This window comes from Mesorhizobium sp. B2-4-7 (assembly GCF_006442685.1).
Taxonomy (GTDB): domain Bacteria; phylum Pseudomonadota; class Alphaproteobacteria; order Rhizobiales; family Rhizobiaceae; genus Mesorhizobium.
Genome location: NZ_VFVH01000004.1, coordinates 392,612 through 416,107, shown reverse-complemented (window position 1 = coordinate 416,107; position 23,496 = coordinate 392,612). Strand labels below are relative to the sequence as shown.

Annotated in this window: 20 protein-coding genes and 1 tRNA gene; 11 read left to right on the top strand and 10 right to left on the bottom strand. The window is 64.1% G+C overall.

Features of this window, described 5'->3' with window-relative positions:
- Positions 1–199 precede the first annotated feature (199 nt).
- From FJ946_RS15185 to FJ946_RS15175, 4 genes are all read left to right on the top strand, one after another.
- Positions 200–589: a TIGR02300 family protein gene (locus FJ946_RS15185; protein ID WP_140497238.1), complete on the top strand. Its 390-nt coding sequence runs from the start codon at positions 200–202 to the stop codon at positions 587–589.
- A gap of 173 nt (positions 590–762) precedes the next feature.
- A tRNA-Ala gene (locus FJ946_RS15180) sits at positions 763–838 on the top strand.
- Positions 839–894: 56 nt separating this feature from the next.
- The gene (locus FJ946_RS30775) at positions 895–1,050 is read left to right on the top strand and encodes a hypothetical protein (RefSeq protein WP_181165293.1); all 156 of its coding nucleotides are present in this window, start codon (positions 895–897) and stop codon (positions 1,048–1,050) included.
- A gap of 37 nt (positions 1,051–1,087) precedes the next feature.
- Positions 1,088–1,573, top strand: coding sequence for a hypothetical protein (locus FJ946_RS15175; RefSeq protein ID WP_140523500.1), 486 nt, complete (start codon positions 1,088–1,090; stop codon positions 1,571–1,573).
- Here the strand turns inward: FJ946_RS15175 and FJ946_RS15170 are convergent.
- The 5 genes from FJ946_RS15170 to FJ946_RS15150 form a co-directional block, all read right to left on the bottom strand.
- A complete protein-coding gene (locus tag FJ946_RS15170) occupies positions 1,563–2,081 on the bottom strand; it encodes a hypothetical protein (RefSeq protein ID WP_140523503.1) in 519 nt (172 codons plus the stop codon). The two genes, FJ946_RS15175 and FJ946_RS15170, sit on opposite strands and share 11 nt — an antisense overlap.
- On the bottom strand, positions 2,074–4,953 hold the full coding sequence (locus FJ946_RS15165) for a sarcosine oxidase subunit alpha family protein (RefSeq protein WP_140564978.1): 2,880 nt from the start codon (positions 4,951–4,953) through the stop codon (positions 2,074–2,076). The genes FJ946_RS15170 and FJ946_RS15165 overlap by 8 nt, the downstream gene beginning before the upstream one ends.
- The gene (locus FJ946_RS15160; protein WP_140564976.1) at positions 4,950–5,216 is read right to left on the bottom strand and encodes a sarcosine oxidase subunit delta family protein; all 267 of its coding nucleotides are present in this window, start codon (positions 5,214–5,216) and stop codon (positions 4,950–4,952) included. The genes FJ946_RS15165 and FJ946_RS15160 overlap by 4 nt, the downstream gene beginning before the upstream one ends.
- A 71-nt stretch (positions 5,217–5,287) precedes the next feature.
- Positions 5,288–6,541 carry a sarcosine oxidase subunit beta family protein gene (locus FJ946_RS15155; protein ID WP_140564975.1) on the bottom strand — a complete coding sequence of 418 codons (1,254 nt, stop codon included), beginning with the start codon at positions 6,539–6,541 and terminating at the stop codon, positions 5,288–5,290.
- Positions 6,542–6,634: 93 nt separating this feature from the next.
- Complete coding sequence (locus tag FJ946_RS15150) at positions 6,635–7,294, bottom strand: TetR/AcrR family transcriptional regulator (RefSeq protein WP_181165292.1); 660 nt, start codon at positions 7,292–7,294, stop codon at positions 6,635–6,637.
- A 265-nt stretch (positions 7,295–7,559) separates the two neighbouring features.
- Between FJ946_RS15150 and FJ946_RS15145 the strand changes: the two genes are divergently transcribed.
- Together FJ946_RS15145 and FJ946_RS15140 are read left to right on the top strand one after the other, a co-directional pair.
- Entirely contained in the window at positions 7,560–8,999 is a 1,440-nt protein-coding gene (locus tag FJ946_RS15145) for an aldehyde dehydrogenase family protein (RefSeq protein WP_140512893.1), read from the top strand.
- A gap of 57 nt (positions 9,000–9,056) precedes the next feature.
- Positions 9,057–9,638, top strand: coding sequence for a DUF1349 domain-containing protein (locus FJ946_RS15140; RefSeq protein ID WP_140564973.1), 582 nt, complete (start codon positions 9,057–9,059; stop codon positions 9,636–9,638).
- A 31-nt stretch (positions 9,639–9,669) separates the two neighbouring features.
- Here the strand turns inward: FJ946_RS15140 and FJ946_RS15135 are convergent, their stop codons facing one another.
- From FJ946_RS15135 to FJ946_RS15120, 4 genes are all read right to left on the bottom strand, one after another.
- Entirely contained in the window at positions 9,670–11,199 is a 1,530-nt protein-coding gene (locus FJ946_RS15135) for a mercuric reductase (RefSeq protein WP_140564971.1), read from the bottom strand.
- On the bottom strand, positions 11,189–12,532 hold the full coding sequence (locus tag FJ946_RS15130; RefSeq protein WP_140497308.1) for a glucoamylase family protein: 1,344 nt from the start codon (positions 12,530–12,532) through the stop codon (positions 11,189–11,191). Before FJ946_RS15130 ends, FJ946_RS15135 begins: the two co-directional genes overlap by 11 nt.
- Positions 12,533–12,745: 213 nt before the next feature.
- A complete protein-coding gene (locus tag FJ946_RS15125) occupies positions 12,746–13,498 on the bottom strand; it encodes an SDR family NAD(P)-dependent oxidoreductase (protein WP_140564970.1) in 753 nt (250 codons plus the stop codon).
- 185 nt (positions 13,499–13,683) lie between these two features.
- The gene (locus FJ946_RS15120; protein WP_140497217.1) at positions 13,684–14,463 is read right to left on the bottom strand and encodes a helix-turn-helix transcriptional regulator; all 780 of its coding nucleotides are present in this window, start codon (positions 14,461–14,463) and stop codon (positions 13,684–13,686) included.
- 110 nt (positions 14,464–14,573) lie between these two features.
- Here FJ946_RS15120 and FJ946_RS15115 point away from each other — a divergent pair, with 110 nt between their 5' ends.
- From FJ946_RS15115 to FJ946_RS15095, 5 genes are all read left to right on the top strand, one after another.
- Entirely contained in the window at positions 14,574–16,715 is a 2,142-nt protein-coding gene (locus FJ946_RS15115) for a hydantoinase/oxoprolinase family protein (RefSeq protein ID WP_281406130.1), read from the top strand.
- Between the two features lie 13 nt (positions 16,716–16,728).
- On the top strand, positions 16,729–18,924 hold the full coding sequence (locus tag FJ946_RS15110) for a hydantoinase B/oxoprolinase family protein (RefSeq protein WP_140512902.1): 2,196 nt from the start codon (positions 16,729–16,731) through the stop codon (positions 18,922–18,924).
- A gap of 5 nt (positions 18,925–18,929) precedes the next feature.
- Complete coding sequence (locus tag FJ946_RS15105) at positions 18,930–19,436, top strand: acetone carboxylase subunit gamma (RefSeq protein WP_140564966.1); 507 nt, start codon at positions 18,930–18,932, stop codon at positions 19,434–19,436.
- Between the two features lie 109 nt (positions 19,437–19,545).
- Positions 19,546–20,373: an SDR family NAD(P)-dependent oxidoreductase gene (locus tag FJ946_RS15100; RefSeq protein ID WP_140559760.1), complete on the top strand. Its 828-nt coding sequence runs from the start codon at positions 19,546–19,548 to the stop codon at positions 20,371–20,373.
- Positions 20,374–20,627: 254 nt separating this feature from the next.
- Positions 20,628–21,929 carry an O-antigen ligase gene (locus tag FJ946_RS15095; protein ID WP_140512908.1) on the top strand — a complete coding sequence of 434 codons (1,302 nt, stop codon included), beginning with the start codon at positions 20,628–20,630 and terminating at the stop codon, positions 21,927–21,929.
- A 224-nt stretch (positions 21,930–22,153) separates the two neighbouring features.
- Here FJ946_RS15095 and FJ946_RS15090 read toward each other — a convergent pair whose 3' ends face one another.
- Positions 22,154–23,419, bottom strand: coding sequence for a polysaccharide biosynthesis/export family protein (locus FJ946_RS15090; protein WP_181167418.1), 1,266 nt, complete (start codon positions 23,417–23,419; stop codon positions 22,154–22,156).
- Positions 23,420–23,496: the final 77 nt, after the last annotated feature.

Below are 23,496 nucleotides of genomic sequence, written 5' to 3'. Positions count from 1 at the left end.
CCTGGACGGAATGCCGGCGGGCCGGCGCTTTTCATTTGTTGCGGCGGTCTCGTATCACGGTGGGCCGAAATGGTCATCCCCCATGGTCGTCACTTGATGCTAGGCCTTTCAACGCATGGTTTTGTGACGCCGGCTTTTGGCTTTGACAGCGCTGCAAACAGTGGTTAAGGGGACCACTCTTTTATCGACGAGGCTTGCCGTGGCAAAAACCGAACTTGGCACAAAGCGTATCGACCCTGAAACGGGTCGAAAATTCTACGACCTGAACAAGGACCCGATCGTCTCGCCCTATACCGGCAAGACCTATCCGCGTTCCTATTTCGAGGAAGGCAAGATCGCCGCCCTCGAGGAGGAAGAGGAAGTGGCCGAGAAGGAAGTGGACGCCGAGGACGAGGAGGGCGTTGAAGTCGTCTCGCTCGAAGAGGCTGACGAAGACGTCAAGGGCGACGATCTGCCCGATCTCGGCGACGACGAGGATGATGTCGACCTGGGCGACGACGAGGACGATACGTTCCTCGCCGACGAAGAGGAAGAGGACGACGATGTCGCCGACATGATCGGCGTCGGCGACGACGACGACGAGGTCTGACAAGGCCGGGAACGCAAGCGTTTGCCGGCTTTCGCAGCTTGTGAAGAAAAAGCCGCTGATGAAGGCTTGATATTGACGAAGGGCGGGGTTAGAAGCCGCCTGCACTAACGGCGCGGTCTCCAACCCGCGCCGGATCTCTTCGCCGGAAACGGCGCCGGTTGACTGCCGGAAGTGGGGCCATAGCTCAGTTGGGAGAGCGCTTGAATGGCATTCAAGAGGTCGTCGGTTCGATTCCGATTGGCTCCACCAAACAGTCACTTTTCCAAATTTCGGGGTTGTAGAAACCGGATTCAGCTTCGGAATTGTTGGACATCGCTGCCCGCCGCAGCCTGAAGCGCGCCGGTCAGGCGGTCGACGCGGCGGTTTCGTTCTGGCCGCCCGCTCCACTGATGCTGGGCTGCCTGCCGATTTCGCTGCCGTCGGGCGCGCCGGTGCTTACGCAATATGCGGCCATTGACTAAAACGGTTCCTGTTTGATTCGCTTTGAACGGGACCGTCATGAGCAAAGCCCTCACGTCCTTCGCCCTGGTCGCGGTGCTGACAGCGCTGCTCATGGCCTTGAGCCTGGTGGTGGCCAGGCACGGCTACCCCTACGGTGCGATCGGCGTCAGGCGCCTCGACGGCATTGCCGATGCCGGGATGTTCATACCACTCGCCGCCGTCTATTTCTTCAGCGCGCTGCTGATGATGATCCTGCCGATCAGAGCCGCCAGCATCGTGCTCACCCATGCAGCCGATGCCATCTTCTGGACCGTGATCGTGCTCCTTGCCTCCATCGTAGGCTGTCTCGTCGCCAGATGGGCATTCAGCCAGCGCGACGCCCTATGGGCGCTGCTGAACTGGCGGTTCCTGTTTGCGGCGGCTATCGTCGGTTGCCACTTCGTCATGAACGAGCTTCGCCGCAACGTGCTCTTGCGCAGTCTGTTTTTCGTCGTCTTCGCGGCGGCCACGCTGGCCTGCCTGTTCTGGTCGTTCACGCTCTGAGAGCCGTTTCCATCCACGTCCACAGGTAGGATGCCAGGCCGCGATCGACATGGATGCGCAGCCTGTCCCGGTGGCGGTAGACGATGGCACTGACGCCGGCGAAGGAAAGTGCGGCACTGGCGCTTTCCTTGTTTGGGTCGAGCGTTGATCCGCGCGCGATGAAAGCGTCGATGGCCGAGCCTTTGACCTCGAACACATGAAGTCCAGCGCTGATCGCCGTCACCGCGAAACCTTCCGCGTGCCAACCCGCGGCGATGGCGAGCGGTGTGCTCGACACGACGAGCAGGCGGTCGCGCGCCAGACGCGCCGCATAGCGGTCACCTTGCGCGCTGCCAAAGGCGCCCACGCCGTTGCCGTCCATGCCGGATATCCGCGCCCAGGCGTCGAGATCGCCGCTGACCAGCAATTGGTGAAGGCCGGGGATCGTGCGCGCCTCGAGACCCGGTGCACCGATGGTTGCCGACTGCCAGTCCGGCGCTACCGGCCATTTTTGGGCGAGATCACGCATTGAACCGGTCTCCTGCCGGGTCGAAGGCGCAAGGAGCGGCGATCGTCGCCGTCATCGCCTTGCCGAGATGTTGGATTTCGATCGTTTCGCCGTGGCGGGCCGCACCGCGCTCGATCAGGCCGAGCGCAACCGGCCGGCCAAGCGTAGGGCTCCGGTAGCTCGATGTGACAAAGCCCTGGCTGCGCAGCTTGCCGCCGCTGCGCTTGATGCCATGCGCACCGGTTGGCAGCGGCGCTTCGCCGGACGGCACCGTCAGCCCGACCAGTTGCATGCGGTCGCCGCGCGAAGCCTCTTCGGTGAACAGCGAGCGGCGGCCGACGAATTCGGTCTGGCGCTTTACCCGCGGGGCCTCGACGCCAAGGTCATGCGGCAGCGTGGTGCCGTCAGTGTCCTTGCCGATCACGATGAAGCCTTTCTCGGCGCGCAGGATCATCAGCGCCTCGAGGCCGATGACAACCGCATCGAACGCCTGCCCGGCGTCGCGCAGGCGCGCCCACAAAGGCTCGGCGCGATCGGCCCGGATGGAGATCTCGTAGCTTGTGTCGCCGGTGAAGCTGACGCGGGTGATGCGCACCTCGTCGCCGTCATAGCTGCCCTGGCCGACCGCCATGTGCGGCAGCTCGCCATCGTCGAGCGAAAGGCCGAGATCAACCGTTTCGAGCAGTTTCCGGGCGTTCGGTCCCGAAACGGTCAGGGTCGCCATTTCCGCGGTGGCGTTGTGGATGTAGACCGCGCCGCGCCCGAACCGGTCCTGGCGCCACTCCTCCAGCCGCGCACGCACGGCGGCCACGTGCGAGGACGAGCACGACACGACGAAGCGATGCTCGTCCAGCCGCACCAGCACGCCGTCATCGAAGACCACGCCATTCTCGGACAACATGAAGCCGTAGCGGCAGCGGCCCGGCTTCAGCGTCGACATTGTGTTGTAATAGACGAAATCGACGAACGCGGCCGCCTTGGGTCCGATCACCTCGATCTTGCCCAGCGTCGAGCCATCGAACAATGCGACGGACTGGCGGGCGCGACGGGCCTCGTCCTGGATCGAGCGATCCGCATCGCCGCCCCCATAATAGGCCGGGCGCAGCCAGCCGCCATACTCCTGGAGCACGGCGCCGCTGGCACGATGCACGCTCTCCAGCGGCAGCCGCCGAACCGGCGCCATCAGTTCGCCGCTGCGCGCGCCGGCGAAGCTTGCCAGCGGAACCGGCGTGAACGGCGGACGATAGGTCGTGGTGCCGACTTCCGGCACCGTGCGGCCGGTGATCCCGGCCATCAGCGCCAGGCCCGGCAGGTTGGAGGTCTTGCCCTGGTCGGTCGCCATGCCGAGCGTCGTGTAGCGCTTCAGATGTTCGACCGAGACGAAATTTTCGCGCGCCGCCAGCTCTATGTCCTTCACCGTCACGTCGTTCTGGTAATCGATCCAGATGCGTCCCTTCGAACCCGGCGTTGGCCATGCCGCTACTATCCCGCTGGTCGCCTCCGTTCCGCTGCTGCGCGGCACTGCTGCCTTCGTCGGGCCGAGCGACGCGACGGCTTTCTGCGAACCGGCGAATACCTCCGACAACGAAACCGCGCCGGCGGCAGCTCCGGCCATCGCTATGGCCTCGACCGGGTCGCCCGGCAGGAAGGCCGCGCGCGCCTCGCTCCAGGCGAGATTGCCCTTGGCCTGGCCGAAGAGATGGATGGTCGGTGTCCAGCCGCCCGACACCAGCACGCAATCGGCGTCGAGCCTGGTGCCGTCGTCCAGCATCACACCCTCGACGCGCAGCTTGCCGGCCGCGGCGGTGAGCGCGCGGCCCTTGAGCATCCGCACCTTGGCGGGCGCGGCGGGCATACCGTCGCGCCTGATGTCGACAAGCGTGACGTCGGCGCCAGCCTCGGCGGCCGCCTCCGCCACTTCATAGGCGCTGTCATTGTTTGCGGCGACGACGATATGGCGGCCGGCCAGCACCGCATGGCGCCTGAGATAGCTGAGCGCTGCGTCCGCCGAGAGAATGCCCGGCAGGTCATTGTTGGCGAATGGCAGGGGCCGCTCGATGGCGCCCGTCGCCAGCACGATCCGGCGCGGCCTGACCCGCCACAGCGTGTCCGGCCGGCCGTCGAAATGGCGTTGGTTGAGCCCGACCAGATTATGGTCGTAGATACCGAATGCGGTGGTCGAAGGCAGGACCAGGTGACCGCCGGCGGAAAGCCCCGCAACAGTCTCCTCGACCCAGATGGCGGCCGGTTTGCCGTCGATCTCGCCAGCTCGGTGACCGAGCGATCCGCCGGGCTTTTGCTGGTCGTCGACCAGCATGACGGACCGGCCTGCGCCGGCCGCCAGCCTTGCCGCTGCCAGCCCGGCCGGTCCGGCGCCGATCACCAGCACGTCGCAATGGTGGTTGATCTGGTCGGCCGGGCCGGGCGACGTCCAGTCCTTGTCTACCTGACCCAGTCCCGCCATGGCGCGAATGCGTGGCTCGAACATGTGCCAGTCCGGCCACATGAAGGTCTTGTAGTAGAAGGCGGCCGGAATGAAGCGGGAAAAGCGGTCGAGGAAGGCGTTGCGGTCGGCCAGCGCATTGGGTGTCGCGTTGACGCTTTTGGCGACCAGCCCGTCGCGCGCCGGCTCGGTCGTCGCGCGCGTGTTCGGCGTCGTCTGCGGGCCGCTGATATCCACCAGCGCGTTCGGCTCTTCGACGCCCGCGCCCCAGATGCCGCGCGGCCGGTGGTATTTGAAGCTGCGGCCGACGACCGCGACATCGGCGGCCAGCAGCGCGGAGGCGATGGTGTCGCCTGTGAATCCCTGCACGGTGGCGCCGTCGAAGCTGAAGCGGATCGGGCGCGAGCGGTCGATGGCGCTGCCACCCGTGCTAAGGCGCGAGGCGGTCACGCCGCGTGCTCCCAGCCCAGGGCAGCCGAAGACAGCACCTTGTGCGTAACGGTGTCCCGCTCCATGACGAAGAATTCGCCGCAGTTCATATGCACCCATATCTCGCGCGCCGCGCCTTTTGGGTTGGAGCGCAGATAGAGATAGTTGGCCCAATGCTCGATCGGCACCTCGGCGCCATCAGGCCTGACATTGCCGGCATCGCCGCCATAGTGGAATTCGGTCTCGTCGCGCGGGCCGCAGAACGGGCAAGGGAAAAGTTGCATGGCAAACCTCAGTCTTCGTCTTTATGCATGTCGTTGCCCTAAGGCCGCTCGGCGCTTTTGCGCGACATGCATCAATGCGCGATGCCGGAACCAGCCGCTTCGTCGATCAGCCGCCCGCTGGCGAAGCGGTCGAGATCGAAGGGGCGGCTGATGTCGTTGTGCCCGCCCGTTGCCAAAAGGTTCGCCAGAAGCGTGCCGCCGGCGGGGATCGCCTTGAAGCCGCCCGTGCCCCAGCCGCAATTGAGGAACAGATTGGGCAGTGGCGATTGACCGATGATCGGCGAGGAGTCGGGCACGACGTCGACGATCCCGGCCCATTGCCGCATCAGCTTCAACTGGCCGAAGATCGGGAACATTTCCAACAGCCCCGCGATCACCCCCTCCAGCGTCGGCAGGTTACCGCGCTGGGCATAGGAGGGAGTGCGGTCGAGCCCGCCGCCGATGACGATCTCGCCCTTGTCGGATTGGCTGACATAGACGCCCGTGCCGGGCGACAGCACCACCGTGTCGAGGATCGGCTTGACCGGTTCGGTTACGCAGGCCTGCAGCGCATAGGAATTGATCGGCAGGCGGAAGCCGGCCTTGGCCGCCAGCACCGAGGAATGTCCTGCCACGGCCATGCCGATGCGGTCCGCGCGGATGGCGCCACGCGTCGTCTGGACGCCGCGGCAGCGCCCGCCCTCGACGATGAAGTCGGTGATTTCGCAGTTCTGGATGATGTCGACGCCGAGTCGGCTCGCGGCCCGTGCATAACCCCAGGCGACCGCGTCGTGGCGCGCGGTGCCGGCCCGGCTTTGCCAGATGCCGCCGAACACGGGAAAGCGCGCATTGGCCGTGAAATTGTAGATCGGCGCCACCCGGCGCACATCCTGGGGCGAAAACAGCTCCGCATCGATGCCGTTGATCTGCATGGCATTGACTGTGCGTGCCCCGATCTCCATTTCGGCGGTCGAGTGGCACAGGCTGACCATGCCGCGCTGCGACAGCATGACGTTGTAGTTGAGGTCCTTCGACAGTCCCTCATAGAGCCGGTGCGCCAGCCCATAGAGCTCGACGCTCTGCGGATAGTAATAGTTGGAGCGCACCACGGTCGTGTTGCGGCCGGTGTTGCCGCCGCCGATCCAGCCCTTTTCCAAAACCGCTACTCTGGCGATGCCGTGATTCTTCGCCAGGTAATAGGCTGTCGCCAGCCCGTGGCCGCCGCCGCCGATGACGATCGCGTCGTAGGACCGCTCCGGCTCGGGCGAGCGCCAGGCCGGCTCCCAGCCGGTCTGGCCGGCGAGGCCTTCCCTGAAGAGCGACAAAGCGGAATAGCGTCTGGTCATGGCGTCTGAAGAGGTTGGTTCAATGGGCTGAGGCGTAACGCTATTGTACATATATGTCTAGTTCGTGCCGTGGTGTGAAAGCGGCGGCTGTCGCTAACGGCTGCGCGAAAGCGTTTCCTCGACATAGCGCGAAAAATCCTCGACGTCCTGTGCCGTGGGCTCCTGGCCGGTGAAGCTGCGCAGATAGGACGCGACGTGCGGCAGACGGCTGCTCATCGGTTCGTCGAGCTCGAGCGAGTAGTAGCCGATCTGCATGAAATAGAGCACGCGGGCGCGCACGAAGGCGTCTTCCTCGTCATAGCCGTGGCGCCTGAACATGTCGCGAATGGCGTCGACGCGCTCCTCGTCGGCCTCGTCGAGAGCCCGCCTGATGGCGGGCGATCGCCGGGCCCACGCCCTGATCGCGAAATCCAGCTGCGGATCGAACAGCTTCTCGTCCACCCAGCACTCGAAGATGCTCATCACCCCGCGGATGACGGTCGCGGAAGGCCGCGCGGCGCGTTCGACGATGAACCTTGTATTGGTCTGCCGCCAATAATCCAGCAATTGGTCGAGCAGGTCCTGGCGGCTCTTGAAGTACCAATAGAAACTGGAACGCGACACATCGAGCTTCTGGCCGAGCGTCTGCACACGGACGCTTTCGACGCCGTCCGAAATCAACGTTTCAAGCGCGAGCTTGAGCCAGTCTTCCCGGGTGACCTTGATGTTGCCGGTGGCGCCGGCGCGCTGGGTTGTCGTGTCGGTGGCTTCCATCGGCACGACGCATGACACGCCGCCCCGGGCAAATCAAGACTATGGACATATATGTACAGACCCGTTTCGCGGTGATTGGAACGATGTGTCGCCGAACCTGTTGGGCCAAGGACGACGCGACGCGGGCAGCAGGTCGCGCGGGGCCGCGAACCGAGAGACTTTGTCGCGGCCGTCCGCGCAAAGCGTGCTTTCCCGCAGCGCAATTGTCTGGCAAATACAATCACACAGATGCCGCCGCGCGGCGAACCAGCAGGAAAGACACGACATGGCACCGCTTCGACAGAACCTCATCGACGGCGAGTGGGTCGGCGATGCCGGCTCCCGCAACATCAACCCGTCCGATACCGGCGACATCGTCGGCGAATACGCTTCCGCAGGTGTCGAACAGGCGGCACAGGCGATCGCCGCGGCCAAGGCGGCCTTTCCCGCCTGGTCGCGCTCGGGTCTGCTGGTCCGTCACGCGGTGCTGAAGAAGACGTCGGACGAGATCCTGGCGCGCAAGGACGAGATCGGCCGCAACCTTGCGCGCGAGGAAGGCAAGACGCTGGCCGAAGGCATTGGCGAGACCATTCGAGCCGCCCAGATCTTCGATTTCTTCGCCGGTGAGACACTGCGCCTCTCGGGCGAAGTCGTGCCTAGCGTGCGGCCGGGCGTCGGTGTCGAGATCACGCGCGAAGCGGTCGGCGTGGTTGGCATCATCACCCCGTGGAACTTCCCGATCGCCATTCCCGCCTGGAAGATCGCCCCGGCGCTTGCCCACGGCAACACCATCGTCTTCAAGCCGGCGGATCTCGTTCCCGAGAGCGCCTGGACCATCGTCGACATACTGCACCGTGCCGGTCTGCCCAAGGGCGTGCTCAACCTCGTCATGGGCAAGGGCTCGGTGGTCGGCCAGGCGATGCTTGACAGCCCGGACATCAACGCCATCACCTTCACCGGCTCGGTTGGCACCGGCAAGCGCGTCGCCGCGGCGAGCGTCGAGCACATGCGCAAGTTCCAGCTCGAAATGGGCGGCAAGAACCCGCTGGTGGTGCTCGATGATGCCGACCTCGCTACGGCTGTCGATTGCGCGATCAACGGCGCTTTCTTCTCGACCGGTCAGCGCTGCACGGCTTCGTCCCGGCTGATCGTGACGAACGGCATTCATGACCGTTTCGTCGAAGCGCTCAAGGAACGGATGGACAAACTGGTCGTCGGCGATGCGCTCGACGCGCAGACCCAGATCGGTCCCGTTGTCGATGCGACGCAGCTCAAGCAGGACGAAGACTATATCGCCATCGGCGTCAGGGAAGGCGCCACGCTCGCCTTCGGCGGCGAGCGGCTTGACCGCAAGACGCCGGGCTTCTTCCTGCGGCCGGCGCTGCTGACCGATGCCACCAACGCCATGCGCAGCTCGCGTGAGGAGATTTTCGGACCTGTCGCCAGCGTCATCCGCGTCAAGGACTACGACGAGGCGCTCGCCGTCGCCAACGATACGCCATTCGGGCTGACGTCCGGCATCTGCACGTCCAGCCTCAAGCACGCCACGCATTTCAAGCGCAATTCGGAGGCCGGCATGGTGATGGTCAACCTGCCGACGGCGGGTGTCGATTTCCATGTTCCCTTCGGTGGCCGCAAGGGCTCGAGCTACGGTCCGCGCGAACAGGGCCGATACGCCATGGAATTCTACACCACCGTGAAGACCGCCTACACGTTTGCAGGCTGATCGGGGCGCCGGCTGACCGGGCCGGCGAAGCCTTCGCGTGCACCAAGAGACAAGGCGATGACAGTTCAAGACAAGGATCTGACCTGGCTCAATCCGCCGCCGCATCATTCCGTCGACGGCGATGCGGTTCATGTGCGCACCGGCAAGGAGACGGACTTCTGGCGCGAGACCTTTTACGGTTTCTGGCGCGACAACGGCCATTTCCTCTACAAGCGCGTAGAGGGCGATTTCACCGCGGAAGTCACCGTCAACGGACGCTATGAGGTGCTCTACGACCAGGCGGGGCTGATGCTCCGCCTCAGCGAAACGCATTGGATCAAGGCCGGCATCGAATACACCGACGGCGTCATGTATTTTTCGGTCGTCGTCACCAACGATGCCTCGGACTGGTCGTTGGCCACCATTCCGGCCGGTCCGGATGGCGTTGCGATCCGGTTGACCCGCCATGCCGAGACCATCCGCGTCCAGTACCTGGATGTCTCCGACGGTCATTGGAAGCCGGTGCGGCTCGCCTACTTCCCGGTCTCGAAGGCGGTCGATGTCGGCATGATGTGCTGTTCGCCGCAGCGCGAAGGCTTCGAGGTCACCTTCACCGGCTTTTCGGTCGGCCCGCCGATTTCGCGGGACCTGCACGGCTGAAGCCCGCGCCAACGCCGACGGGACACAAGTGTCATCGCCTGGACCACGCCAGCCAGCGTGCCGCCAGATGCCTCCACAAAGGGGTGAACCGCGTTCGCCGGTAAGCGTCGCCGGCCATTTTGATGCCTTGCGCCTGTGTCGGGAAGGGATGGATGACGTCGGCCAGCGCGTGCAATCCCATGCCCGACCTGATGGCGAGCGACACCCCGTTGATCATCTCGCCGGCATGGGCGGCGACCACGGTCGCACCGAGGATGCGGTCTGATCCTTCCCTGACATGGATTTTGACGAAACCCTCTTCCTCGCCGTCCATCACCGCGCGGGCGACATCGTGCATCAGCACCGTATAGGTCTTGACCGGAATGCCGTCGCGGCGCGCCTCCACCGGATAGAGGCCGACATGGGCGATTTCCGGATCGGTGTAGGTGCACCACGGAACCACCAATTCGCTCAGCCTCTTGCGCCCGAGAAACAGGGCGTTCTGCACGACCATGCGGGCTGTTGCTTCAGCGGTATGCGTGAATTTGTAGTCGAGGCAGACATCGCCCGCCGCATAGATGCGCGGGTTTGAGGTCCTGAGATAGTCGTCCACCTTGATGCCTTTGGCATCGTGGGCAACCCCCGCCTCGTCGAGGCCAAGACCGTCGACATTGGGCGAGCGGCCTATGCCGGTGATGATCTCGTCGACGGAAATGGTCGTCGTGTCGCCGTCCCGCACCAGGTCGGCGAGCTTCTTGTCGCCTTCCCTGCGCACCGCCACCACTTCGGTGTTCAGTCGGACCTCGACCCCCTCGCGCGCCAGCGCTTCCGAAAGGATCTGCGCGGCGTCGCGTTCCTCGCCGGGCAGGAACATCGGATCGCTCTGCGCCAGGATGACCTTCGCACCGAGCAGGCAGAAGGCCTGCGCTGTCTCGCAGCCAAGCGGCCCGCCGCCGATGACCAGCAGCCGCTTCGGGCAGTCGACAAGGTCGAACATCGTCTCGTTGCTGAGATAGCCAGCCTCGACCAGGCCGGGAATGGATGGAAACTCCGGCCTCGCGCCTGTCGCGATCAGCGCCTTGCGGAAGCGCAGCGTCGTTCCCGCGACGGTCACGCAATCGCTTCCGTCGAACCGGGCTTCGCCGAAATGAACGTCGATGCCCAGCGCAGCAAGCGCCTCTGCGCTGTCGGCATGGCTGATCCGTTGCCGGATGCGCCGCATCCTGGTCATCGCGCGCTGGAAATCGACGCGAAGATGGTCCGGCGCATCGGCTCCGAAATTCTCGGCATCGCGCATGTCGGCATAGAGCCTGGATGTGCGGATGATCGACTTGGACGGGATGCAGCCGGTGTTGATGCACGTGCCGCCGATCAACCCGCGTTCGATCAGCGCCACTTTCGCGCCGAGGCTTGCCGCTTCGCTCGCCGCCGTCAGGCCGGCCGGCCCGGCGCCGACGACGACGAGATTGTATGCTCCGGTGGGCGGCGGGTTTCGCCAATGCGGCGGATGGGCGCCCCTGACCAACTCGACATCATTGTGGTCGGCCGGAAAACCGGCAGCTTTCGTCCTTTCAAGCGACATCGCGGCCATCCGGGCTTGCCGACTGCGACAGCCATCCGCCTGTGAACCCCGCCTTGTTCAGGCCGCGGCGGATGTACTGGTTGGAACGCATCAGCTCCCACACCAGGCGCGAGCGGTGGTTCTCGATCATCATCACCACGATGCCTTGGTCGAGGCCGAAATGGCCTTCCGACACCCAGCCGTAGCGGCCAAATTTTCGCCGGTTGGCCAGCGTCGGGTTGAAGCCGCTCGGCAGCCGGAAATTGTCGATCACCTGGGGGTAGCGATCCGCGAGATGGCGCAGCGCCGCCATGCAGATATCAGGCGCAAAAGGCAGCGACGCCGGATAGGACCACGGCGCGATCGTGCCGTCGTCCGGCCCGAAAGGCGCACCGCGCGCGACGTAGCCGGAAAACCGGCGCCGCCGCCGTTGTATGCTGCTGCGAAAGCCGCCCGGTCCGTCCCCGGCCGAAAGCCCCCAGAGGTTCTCTCCGTAGCCGTCATAGCCATACGGATTGTGCCGAGCATAGTCGCGGTGCAGGTAGGTCGAGCGGCGGCTGTTTTCGAAATAGTCCGAATTCTTCTCGCGCATGAAAGCGTCGCGGATGCCGGCGAAATCGATCCAGGCATGAGAGAACTGGTGCATGAACAACGGACCGCCATAAAGCACGTCGTAGCCGTAGATGTTTTCCCACTGATAGGTCGCCGTCCAGCCCGCGTAGCTGTCGTCGGACGTCGGGCTGTCGGGCGAGGCCATCGACAGGACATAGAGGATCGTCGCCTCATTGTAGCCTTCCCAGCCATAGTGGAGAAAGCCGCTCTTCGGTTTCCAGCCCTGTCGCAACGTCGGACTGCTGCCTTGCGCCCATCGCCAGTCGACGCGCCGGTAGAGCGCCTCGGCCAGCCGGCGGATTTCGGCTTCCTCGTCATCGTCGCCCCGGAAATAGGCGCCCGCCACGAGAATGCCGGCCATCAGCAATGCCGTATCCACCATCGACAGTTCGCAGCGCCACACCCGAAGTCCGGTGCGAATGTCGAGGAAATGATAGTAAAAACCCTTGTGGCCGGTGACGTCAGCGCCACTGCCTTGCGTGCTGGTCCAGAAGAAACGCAGCGCGGCGAGCGTCAGCTCCACCGCTGCTTCCCGCGCCATCCAGCCGCGCTCGACCCCGATCGGATAGCAGGAGAGCGCAAAGCCTACGACCGCGATGCTGGCCGGTGAATTCGGCCGCGACGTGTCGGCGACCAGCCCGTTTTCGGGGTTCACGTTTTCCAGAAAATAGCCGAAGGCCGCGCGCTGGAAACGATCCAGAAGGTCGTCGTCCGACAGGATGGCAGGCTCGACTTTAAGCAAATGCGGCAAGCTCCGGTCTGGTCGTCGCGATTGCCGGGGAAAGGTGCAGGAATTGCGCGCGGGCCGATCTGTCACGCATGGTCATGTCTTCGCCCTCATTGTTGCCGTTGCCGGGTTCCGGCTTCGGCCATTGTACGCTTGTCCAGCTCCGTTGGTTGCTTCCTCACGCGCAATTGTAGTTGCTTGCCGCCAGCCGGAAAGCGCCGCACCACATCAGTAGGTGGCGCGGCCGCCGGAGACGTCGAAGACGGCAGCCGTCGTGAACGAACATTCCTCCGAGGCGATCCAGCAAATCAGCGCCGCCACCTCGTCGACCTCGCCAAAGCGCGCCATCGGTATCTTGGAGAGCATGAAATCGATATGCTCCTGGCTCATCTGCTTGAAGATCGCCGTGCGCACCGCCGCCGGCGTGACGCAGTTCACGGTTATGCCGGTCTTGGCCAGTTCCTTGCCGAGCGATTTGGTCAGGCCGATCACCGCGGCCTTGGATGTGCTGTAGGCGGAAGCGTTGGGATTGCCTTCCTTGCCGGCGATCGAGGCGATGTTGACGATGCGGCCGTAATTGCGCTCCAGCATGTGCGGGACGAGCGCCTTGTTGCAGTAGAAGACACCGTTGATGTTGATGTCGATGACCAGACGCCAGTCCTCCACCGGATAGTCCCAGGCGGTCATGTTGGGACCGGTGATGGCGGCGCTGGTGATCAGGATGTCGACCCCGCCAAGCGCCTCGATCGTCGACCGCGCCGCCCGATCCACCGCCGCCGGGTCGGCGACATCGACGGTCTGGCCATGCAGCGTCGGGATCGAAGCCCTGGCCGCTTCGATCTGGGCGCGATCGCGGTCCCAAACCGAAACGCGCCCGCCCTCTTGGACCAGCCTCTGTGCGACGGCGAGGCCGATGCCGGATGCGCCGCCCGTAATCACTGCCGAGCGTCCGGCAAACCGTTCCGCGAGAATCGTCGGCATCTCATTTTCCCCTGTCCTGGCGCAAATCGGCTCCGCTCGGCGAAACCATGTTCGGGGGTGACTGTGAGGTCGCCGCCGGCCAAGTTCAAGCCGGCATGCACCTCGATCGTCTGGGCCAATCCCTGAGGCGCGTTATGCCGGGCTCCCCTCGATCTGCCTGTCCAGCGCTTGCACCAGCGCCAGGCCTATTTGTCCGAGCGGTACAGGAAGAACTGCAGGAACAATTCCCGCTCGGTGGTGATGTCGAGTTTCTCATAGATGCGCCGGCGATGGTTCTTGACCGTGCCGACGGTGATGCCGAGCCGCTCGGCAATGTTGGCGGTCGGATGGCCGGCCAGGATCAATTGCACGAGCTCTCTTTCCCTGAGCGACAGTTCCGGCCATAGGCTCGCCGGGATTGTGGGTTGCTGGCGCGGTGAGGCGCCGGGGCTGGACGGCGCCGAGCTGCGCGAGAAATCGCTTCCGCGCGTCTTGATGTCGAGCGCGTGCAGCGCCTCGAACACCGGCAGCCGCTCAGCCAGCAGGGCGATCTCGTTGTCCTTGAACGCCGTGGTCGAACGATCGAGGAAAATGCCGAGGCACCAGTCGCCGCCATCGGCCAGCATGATGCCGACTTCATCGCAGATCTCCGATTGCGCGAGGAAGCCGGCTATGTACTGGCCGCGTTTGGCCTCGTCGTCGGCCAGCCGCTTGAGCGGCATGATGCCCAACCGGCGCTCGCGCCGCCAGGAAGCGTAGAAGGGGTCGAACACATAGTAATTATCAAGATAGCGCCGCACCATCTCGTCGGAGAAGCGCCGGTGCTTGACGAATTGCGGCGTCTGCGTCGCCGAATAGCGCGTCACCGTCACCAAGTCATGCGCGATGTCGGCGCCGATCAGGTCGATCAGGCAGTCGACATGCCTGTCGGTGCCGGTGGCGGCGATCGCCATGGCGAGCGGCGCCCAGATGTTGCCCATGCGCATGCCTCTTTTTCGGCGACGAGCTCCCGTCCGTCATTGTGCCTTTAGGCATATGGCGCGATCCGGTCCCGCGAATCTAGCCTGTGGTCATGCTCGGCAAGGGAAGGCGACCCGTGGACCATATCTCTACCAATCCCATCGTCATCGGCATCGACGCCGGCGGCACCATGACCGACACCATCCTTGTCGATCAGGACGGCCGCTTCAAGATCGGCAAGTCGGCAACGACGCCGAAGAACGAGGCCGAGGGGTTCCTCGCCTCGGCCGAGGACGCGGCGGACGCCTGGGGCATCTCGCTCGAGGCCCTGTTTTCGGGCGTCAATGTGGTGCTCTATTCCGGCACCGGCATGCTCAACACGCTGCTGTCGCGCACCGGCAGGAAACTCGGCCTGATCACCACCAAGGGCCTTGAGGACATGATCCTGATGGGTCGCGGCCTGCAGGCCTGGGCCGACTATTCCTATGCCGACCGGCTGCACGCTGTGACACATCATCATCCCGATCCGCTGGTGCCGCGCCGCCACACTCACGGCGTCACCGAGCGCATCGATCAGTTCGGCGACATCATCCTGCCGCTCTACGAACATGAGGTCCGTGCCGCGGCGAAAAAGCTGATCGCCGACAAGGTCGAGGCGGTCTGCATCATGACGATCTTCTCGCATGTCAATCCGGTGCATGAGAAGCGCATCGCCGAGATCTGCCGCGAGGAGATCGCCGCCGCCGGAGCCGACATCCTCGTCTACAGCAGCCATGAGGTGCGCCCGGTCATCCGCGAGCAGTCGCGGCTGAACTCGGTGCTGATCGAGGCCTACGCCACCTCGCGCGGCCGCAAGCAGCTCAAGGGGATCGAGGACGTCTCGAAGAAATACGGCTTCAGATATGGCGTCCAGACGCTGCTCTCCTTCGGCGGCCTCACCTCGATCAACCATCCGCGCCTGCACGAAACCATGATCTCCGGCCCGATCGGCGGCATTTTGGGCGCGGCCTATGTCGGCAAGCTGATCGGCAATGATTCCTTGATCTGCTCGGACATGGGCGGCACCTCCTTCGACATGGGCGTCATCACGCGCGGCCAGACCCGGATCGAGAACGAGCCGCTGATGGACCGGTTCAAGCTCAATGTGCCGACGCTGCATCTCGACACGATCGGCGCCGGCGCCGGCATGATCCTCAAAGTCGATCCGCTGACGAAGAAAGTTTCGCTCGGGCCGGAAAGCGCCGGTGCCGATCCCGGCCCGATCTGCTTCGCCAGGGGCGGCACCGAGCCGACCATCGCCGATTGCGACGCCATCCTTGGCCGGCTGAACCCGCATTATTTCCTCGGCGGCAAGGTCGTGCTGCAGGTCGAGAAGGCGCGCAAGGCCTTCGAGGAAAAGTGCTCCAGCCAGCTCGGCGTCGGCGTGGAGGAAGCCGCCGAAGGCATGATCGATATGCTGGAGGCCGACGCCAACAACGCGCTGCGCCGCGTCATCTCCGGCCAGGGGATCCACCCTTCGGAGTTCACATTGCTTTCCTATGGCGGCTCGGGGCCGCTGCATCTGGCCGGCTGCTCCAGGGGCATCGGCTTCAAGGATATCATCACCTTCCAGTTCGCCGCCGCCTTCTCCGCGTTCGGCTGCACCACGGCGGATTTCATGCGCCGGCATTCGGTATCGACCCAGATCGACATCGGCGCGCGGGCGAGTGAGGCCGAGCTGCTGGCCTTCGGTGCCAGAGTGACTGCGGTCTGGGACGATCTCACCAGGGCCGCGGTCGACGAGATGGTGGCCGACGGTCATGCGCTGGACAAGATCAGGACGGTGCCGTTCCTGATGATGCGCTATACCGGCCAGCTCGAGGACGTCGAGGTGATGGCGCCCCTATCGGCCATCAATTCGGCCGACGACATGCGCAAGGTCATCGACGAGTTCGAAGCGGTCTACGCCAAGGTCAACCATCGCGTCTCGCGTTATGGTGAAGCCGGCTTCTCGATCACCGAACTCGGTCTCATCGCCACCGCCGACAAGGTCAAGCCCGTGCTGCTCAAGCGGCCGCTCGGCCCCTCAAGCCCCGCATCCGCGCACAAGGGCGTGCGCGAGGCCTATATTGGCGGCCGCTGGCACAAGGCCGATCTCTACGAGATGGATCTCCTGCTGCCGGGGCATGAGGTGATCGGCCCGGCCATCATCGAACACCCCGCCACCACCCTCGTCGTCCATCCGCGGGACCGTGTCTTCGTCGACGAATGGACGCTGCTCCACTACTCCCACGCTTGAGAGGGCGAACGCCATGCTGGACAAACCCGCCTCCGCCCTGCGCCTCCGTGAGCGGCTGATCGAATCCGAACGGCTCATGGACGAGACCGGCTGCTATGACGGCATCACCGATCTCGAACTGCGCAACCAGGATCCGCTGAAGTTCGAGACGCTGCACACCAAGCTGCGCGCCTACTGCGTCTCGGCGCGCGAGATGGCGCGTCGCATCTCGGCTTCGCCCGGCGTGCGCGAAGTCGGCGAGATGGTCGTCGCCATCTACACGCCCGAGGGCGACGCGATCGCGCTCTCCAACGGCATCATGGTGCATGTGCACACGATGAGCCGCTTCATCAAATGGATGATCAGACAAGGCTACGAGGAAAATCCCCGCATCGTCGACGGCGACATCTTCGCCAACAACGACGCCTTCATCGGCACCGTGCAGGTGCCCGACGTGATGGACGTGGTGCCGATCTTCCACACGGGCAAACTCGTCGGCTGGGCGGGCGCGGTCTGCCACGAACTTGAGGCCGGCGGCATCACGCCGGGCGGCGACGTGGCGCTGGCACAGGAGCGCTTCACCGAAGGCCTGTTCGTCTGCGCCGAAAAAGTCGGCCAGAACGACGAACTGCGGCGCGACTACGTGATCCGCTGCGAGCGCAATCTGCGCATGCCCATCTACTGGGTGCTGGACGAGAAGGCCAAGGTCGCCTCCTGCATCGACATGCGCGAAAGCGTCAAGGCGCTGATCGACGAGATCGGCCTCGACTACTGGATGAAGGTGTCGAAGGAATTCATCGAGGAGGGCCGCCGCGCGCAACTCGCCCGCACGCGGCAACTGACCGTTCCCGGCATCTATCGGGGGCATACTTTTTACGGTCACGTCACCAAGGGCAAGCCGGGCTACCAGCCGCTCGGCGATCCCGACTGGCTCTACAACATACCGATCGAAATGGAGATCACCACAGGCGGCAAGATCATCATGGATTTCGAGGGCACGCAGCCCTGGGGCTACCATTCCATGAACTGCACGCCGGCCGGCATGGATGGCGGCATGTTCGTGACGCTGACCCAGCACATGAATTTCGAAGGCCTGGTCAATGACGGCGCCTGGATGGCGACGGAGCTGAAGCTGCCGCATGGCACCTGGACCAATCCCGACAATGAGATGGTGGCCACCGCCACGTCCTGGGCGCTGCTCTTGCCGGCTTATGGCGTCTTCCAGCGGCTCCTGTCGAGATCATTCATCGCCCGCGGCTTCGTCGAGGAGGCCTTCGTCGGCCAGGTCAACAGCCCGATGATCGAGATGGGGGGAACCAGCCAGTACGGCACGCTGTTCGGCATGGCGCATTTCGAATGCGCGGCCGCCGGTTCCGGCGCGCTTGCCATCAAGGACGGGCTGGACACCGCCTATGTCGGCTGGAACCCTGAATCCGACATGGGCAACATCGAGATCTGGGAACAGAACATGCCGATGGTCTATATCGGCCGCTCGATCGTTGCCAATTCCGGCGGCGCCGGCAAATATCGCGGCGGCTGCGCCTTCCTGTCGACCTGGCTGGTCAGCAAGACCGACCATCTCCGGCTGGTCACCTCGGAACACTCCTCGCGCGTCTTCGACAATGGCGGGCTCTGCGGCGGCTATCCGGCGCCGACCTGCCAAAAACACCGTGCGGTGCGCGACAGCAACATCTTCGAGCTCGCACAAAAGGGCGCGCCGCTGGCGCACCATACCGGCACCAATCCTTATCGTTCCGAACTCGAGGTCCGGCTCGAAGGCCAGCACGTGACGATGGAAGGGCCCTATATCACCGCGCCCCACAAAACCGGCGACGTGTTCACCCATTCCTACAATGGCGGTGGCGGCTATGGCGACGTGCTGGAGCGCGACCCGCTCAAGACGGCATCGGACGTCGAGAACGGCTATCTCACCAGGGAAGCTGCCGAAAATGTCTTCGGGATCGTGCTTGACGAGGACGAGGACGGCTATCCCGTCGCCAATCTCGAAGCCACCAAGCGCCACCGCGCCGAGATGCGGTCGCGCCGGCTCGCTCGGGCCAGGCCGGTCTCGGAGTGGATGGCCAAGGAGCGCGAGCGGGTGAAGGCGGTCGATTTCGCGCCCGAGGTGAAGAAGATGTATGCCAGCGCCATCAAGCTTTCGCCGCGCTTCACCAGGGATTTTTCAACCTTCTGGGATGTCGATGCCAAATCGACCTTCGGCGTGGAGTAGGGACCATGACCTCATACAGCAAGGAAGTCATCGCCGATCTGGTCGCGGGCACGCTGCCCTGGCCGCAGACGCGCCGCGTCATGAGCGCCTACAAGGACGACGACCGGTTCTTCAAATATGTCGCGGTTTTGCAGGACCGTGTCGGCTGGAGCGATCCGATACTGCTCCCTGTTGGCGACCACCTCTTCATCTGCCAGAGCGGCGATGAGCGGGTAACCCGTTGCGAATGCGGCCATTCCTTCGGCGACTACCGCAAGAACTGGAAGCTGAAGGCTTCGATCATCGTGCGCGACAGCGAGGAGGCGCTGCGCGAGATCTATCCCAACAGCGACCTGCCGGATCCCGAATGGATGGAAATCCGCGAGTTCATCTGTCCGCAATGCGGCACGCTGCACGAGGTCGAGGCCGCGGCGCCGGGTTATCCCATCGTCCATGATTTCGAACCCGACCTGGAAGGTTTCTACCGCGATTGGCTGGGCAAGCCGCTGGAGCCGATGGACAAGGAAAGCTGATGGCAAGGACACAAGTTTCGTCACCGGCTCCGAAGGTTATGTTGGCCTATGAAGTTCAAATCCTCTCGGGACTGATGGACCGTCCCGTGCCGCGCGGAGGCCATGCCCGATGACAAACCTTTCCGGCCGCGGCGCAATCGTCACCGGTGGCTTCTCCGGAATGGGCCTGGCGATTGCCACGACATTGGCGCAGGCCGGCGCCAATGTCGCCGTCGGCTCCTATGTCGCACCTGGCGGCGTGGAGAGATCCGACGCCGCCTACTATCCCGGCGCCGACGAGATAGAGCGCGTGCGTTCGGCTCTCGGCGCGCATGGAACGAGGATTTACGCCGCCCATCTCGATGTGCGCGACAGCGGCGTGACGAACCGTTTCGCGGCCGACGCCGAGGCGGCGGTGGGTCCTGTCGACATCCTGGTCAACGCCGCCGGCACCACGGCCGAGCAGCCGGTCTGCGGCCATTCCGACGCGCTGTGGGACAAGATCGTCGACACCAATCTCACCGGCGCCTTCCGCGCCACCCGCGCTGTGCTGCCCGGCATGATCGAGCGCGGCTGGGGCCGCATCGTCAACATCGGCTCGACCGCCGCCTCGGTCGGCTGGAAGGACAATCCCGCTTACTGCGCCTCCAAGGCCGGTCTCCTCGGCCTCACCCGTTGCGTGGCGCTCGAAGGGGCGGCGCATGGCGTCACCTGCGTCATGATCAGCCCGACCTGGGTCGAGACCGAACTGATGCGCCGCAACGTGGCGCAGGTCGTCGAGCGCGAGGGCAAGGGCCGCACGGCCGAGGACGCGATGGCCGAGATCGCCAGGGGCAACCCGCAGCAGCGCATCCTCCAGCCGCAGGAGATCGCGGCGCTGGCCGTGTTCCTCTGCTCTGATATGGCCAAGGGCATCACCATGGAAAACATACAGGTCACCGGCGGAGCACTTTGGTAGCGCGCACGGCTGGTTGCGGCCTCGATGGAGAGGCCGGCAATGGAAAGAGAAGTCCGATCCCGTCCGGGCGTGTCCGGGACCTGATCTCTCGGCGCTCGCCTGGCTGTAAGACAAGGTGACCGCATTTGCCATTGAGCGCGCGGCGCGATAGGTTATATTGCACTGCACAATGGAGATGCCGTCGATTGCACCCTTCTTACGGAGATGCCTGCCGATTACGCGGCGGTCCGGGGTAGGCTCGGCGAGAACCTGAGATGAAGATTCCAAAGTCCTTGCTGGTCGATCCCGAGAGGAACTCGGTCTACGGCAGTTTTGCCGTTGCCGTCTCGGTCTGGGCATTCTCCTACTCCGTCATATTCGGCCAGGTGCTGATCCTGGCCTACTATGCGGTGTGGCTGCCCCTCATCATGGTTGACTACAGGCGGTTCCTGCGGCATCTGTCCAGCGCCTGGCTGCCATTGTCGTTCGCGGCCTATGTATGCTTCTCCGTCTTCTGGTCGGACGCTCCCGGCATCACCGCGAGAACGGCCGTCCAGTACTTCTCCCACATCGCCTGCGCCTATGTCGCGGCGCGAGCCGTCAGTGTGCGGACCCTGACAATAGGCGCCCTGGTCGGCATATTCGTCGTCCTGCTCTACTCTCTCAAGGTCGGGGCCTATTCCGAGGACGTCCTCGACGGCACCTATAATTTCGTCGGCGCCTTCGCCTCAAAGAACCAGATCGGCTTCGTCGCCTCGCTCGGCATCTATTTCAGCGTCGTCTTCATCGCCTTCCTCAGGCACGGCCGGCTGAGCCTGTTCCTGACCGTGCCGGTGGTGCTTTTGTCGGCCTATCTGCTGGTCATCTCGCATTCGGCCACCTCGATGGCCTCGACACCGGCGGTGCTGGCGCTGGTGATGCTGCTTGCCATGAGCAAGGTGCTGTCGCGACGCTACCGCCGGGTGATCTTCCTGGTCGGCACAGGCATGCTGGTCGTCGCTATCCTTGTGGCGCTGAATCTCGGCCTCATGGACTTCGTCCTCGGCCTGTTCGGCAAGGATTCGACGCTCACCGGGCGCACCTATCTGTGGGAGCAGGGCTGGAACGCCGCGCAGAGGGCGCCCATGCTCGGCGTCGGCTATGCCGCATACTGGGTCCAGGGTTTTGCCGAGGCCGAGCGCCTGTGGAACGAGTTCTACATCACCACCCGCACCGGCTTCCACTTCCACAACACCTACATCGAAGCCCTTGTCGAACTCGGCTTCGTCGGGGCGACGCTGGTTTCGCTGGTCATCCTGCGCACGCTTTACGGCCATGTCTCGGCGGTCGCGTTCGGAACATGGCGGGCGGATTCGGTCGTTCTGGCCGGCGTCATGGTGCTGCTCCTGATCCGCTCCTTCGTCGAGGTCGAGATCCTCAACCCCTACATCATGGGTTCCTTCCTGATGTATTTCAGCTTCTTCAAGCTGGCGCGACTGCCCGTTGCCCGTCCTCGCCTGTCTGCGGCAAGGATCGAAGAGGCAAATGCCGCCAGAGGCTGGAGCGGCCCCGAGCCTGGCACGGACGCCGCTCGATGAATACCGATCGGTTTCCCGTTTGGGATTGCGTCAAAGCAAGGCGATAGAGCGGCTGGCGATTCCCTCAAACGCCGCCCCGCTCCAGCAATTTCAGGAAAGTGTGTACGGCTTCCCCGGGAAACGCGCGCAGCGCTTTCCGTCCGGAATTGCGCAAAAACAAAGGGATAGAGCAGCTCACCGTTTTCGTGAACGGTGAGCTGCTCTTATCTCGGCCGTTCGACCACTTACTGGCTGGGCATTGGCGCCAGCTTGACCTTGATCACATCGCCCGGCAGCACCGGCGTGTCTTCCTTGACCGCAATCTCGCTCGTCTTGCCGTCGGCAGCGCGCAGCAGTGAATAGATCAGGGTGGGCTCTTCGTTGGTTGCGCTGGCGGCCACGGTGGCAGGATCGGTGGCCTGGGCCATCAATCCTTTCTGCATGTTGACCCTCAGCGCGGCCTCGTTCAGGTCGGCTTCGGTCTGCTGCCGGTCGGCGGCGAGGCTCGAGCTCAGCGTGTTCTGGGCATCGATGGCATCCTGCGTTGCCTTGCTGATCGCTTGCTTGGCGGTGAGGATGGCCGTTTCGTAGTCCAGGATCTTGCCCTGAAGGTCGGTGACGGACTGCTGCGAATCCAGCAGTCTTGCGTTGGCGACCAGACCTTTCTGGGCCAGCGGACCGATGCTGGTGAGTTGCTGCTGCGCCAGGTCGACCTGCTTCTGCTGGTTGACGATCTTCTTCTGCAGCGATTCGATCTCGGCCTGCAGAACTCCTTTCAGATCGCTGAGCGCCTCGAGCTTCAGCTTCAGCGCCTTCTGGTCAGCCGTGAGGATCGTCATCTCGTCCGCGACGATGGCCTGCAGTCTAGGATCGCCCTCGACCTCCTTCGGCACGTCGAAGCTCGACTTGCCCGCAAGGTCGGCATCGATGCGCGCGCGCTTGACGATCAGTCGAACGCGCTGATCGTCATATATGTCGAAATTGCCTTTGGCGGTGACCAGGTCCTTGCCGAGCTGCGGGCCGTAGTCGGCGCTTCGCCGGATGCCGCCGGCGATGCTGACCGCCTTCAGCACCGTAAGATCGGGCACATAGGGGAATTGGCCGGGGTTCTGCACCTCACCCGAAATATAGAACGGCCGGAACTGCGCCATTTCGACCGATGCCTCGGGCCGGTCCGACAAAGCGAGCTTGTGCTGCAGCGCCTCGCCGATCGCCGCCGCGACTTCGGCCGTTGTCTTGCCGGATGCCGGCAGCTCGCCGACGAAAGGCACCGACAGCATTCCGGCCGGCCCGACCGTGTATACGCCATTCACCGCCGACCAGTCGCGGAACGTGCCTTCGACGGTCTGCCACTCCGCGATACGGATGGTGAGCTTGTCTTGCGATCCGAGATGGTACTCGTCGGCAATGGCGATCCGAGGCAGGGCGAGCGACAGGGCCAGGCAGCTGGCCACGAGCCGCAAACGCCGCGAGCGGCCCGAATGCGGGCCGCTGCAAAAAACTTCGAACATGTCTATCTTCAACTGAATGTTCCGATCCGCTTTGGCCCCACCAGCCCGATGAGCCTGCGCCCGATGCCTGCCGGGAG